We start from the raw sequence: 500 nt of genomic DNA, 5'->3' as shown, positions 1-500 counted from the left end.
GTTCCTGTTTTGTTTGCTGGGAAGTCATCAGTACTTATATCATCAAATAGAATTCCTTGAGGAATATGGATATCACAACTTGTTGGTGGAAGTATATCACTCCTTCTTTTCTCTGAAAATGCGCTAAAAGGAAAGTATAAAAATAATATAATAGTTAAATATATTGTTTTTTCTTTTATCATAAATACTCTCTGTGAAATAAAAAAATAAATAAGTTACTGGCAGTTAATCTCTTTTTTGATAAATAAAGTATTTTTAACTTCATTCTCTATATTATAATGGAATCGACATTGTTGTTGTTCTTCATCTCCCCATTTTACCTGTATCCATCCTTTTCCTTTTATTCCAGACATGAAAATTCTATTATTATTAGAAACAAACCCTGTAGAATCAATATTATTTTGATCATCAAATACTATTACGTTTGCAGCAAAAGGAAGTACATTTATTGATTTAAATAAAATATTATAGCCTTTCTTTATTGGGAATTTTACTTTTGA

General features: G+C 26.8%; 1 protein-coding gene and 1 pseudogene. Both read right to left on the bottom strand.

The genetic code is table 11. The features are described 5' to 3' along the window. Positions 1 to 182, bottom strand: a pseudogene (locus M983_RS17790) (hypothetical protein); the annotation flags it as partial. Positions 183 to 215: 33 nt separating this feature from the next. Continuing rightward, a partial coding sequence (locus M983_RS16675; protein WP_281180128.1) for a FimD/PapC C-terminal domain-containing protein occupies positions 216 to 500 on the bottom strand: 285 nt, incomplete at its 5' end.

Origin of the sequence: Proteus myxofaciens ATCC 19692, assembly GCF_001654855.1 — a bacterium.
In the GTDB taxonomy this organism is placed as follows: domain Bacteria; phylum Pseudomonadota; class Gammaproteobacteria; order Enterobacterales; family Enterobacteriaceae; genus Proteus; species Proteus myxofaciens.
Note: the sequence above shows the minus strand (reverse complement) of the source record. Positions and strands in the feature narration are given on the sequence as shown.